Origin of the sequence: Campylobacter sp. 2018MI10, from assembly GCF_018501175.1 — a bacterium.
Taxonomy (GTDB): domain Bacteria; phylum Campylobacterota; class Campylobacteria; order Campylobacterales; family Campylobacteraceae; genus Campylobacter_E.
On record NZ_JAHCZD010000070.1, the window covers coordinates 1 to 511 of the forward strand.

Sequence of the window (511 nt, forward strand, 5' to 3'; positions counted from 1 at the left end):
GCTAAGCGCTCATGCAAACGCATCTATGAACAATAGATCAATTGACAGTTCTTTAAATAAGTTAAACTCAGGTTTTAGAATTAACTCTGCTGCTGATGATGCTTCAGGTATGGCAATTGCTGATAGCTTAAGATCTCAAGCAAGTTCTCTTGGTCAAGCTATTATGAATGCTAATGATGCTATTGGTATAATTCAGACAGCTGATAAGGCTATGGATGAGCAAATAAAAATACTTGATACAATTAAGAATAAAGCTATTCAATCAGCTCAAGATGGTCAAACAACTGAAACAAGACGCTCACTTCAAGCTGATATTTCTAGACTTATGGAAGAATTAGACAATATTGGTAATACTACATCATTCAATGGTCAAAAGCTTCTAAGTGGAACGTTTTCAAACAAAGAATTTCAAATTGGTGCATATTCAAATGAGACAGTTAAGGCTAGTATTGGGGCAACTACAAGTGATAAGATTGGGTTAACTAGGTTTGAGACTGGGCATAATGTGAGA

The 511-nt window shown here is 35.2% G+C and carries 1 protein-coding gene; it reads left to right on the forward strand.

What is annotated here, in order from left to right; translation table 11 throughout:
* A partial coding sequence (locus KJR01_RS09700; protein WP_442862307.1) for a flagellin N-terminal helical domain-containing protein occupies window positions 1–511 on the forward strand: 511 nt, incomplete at both ends.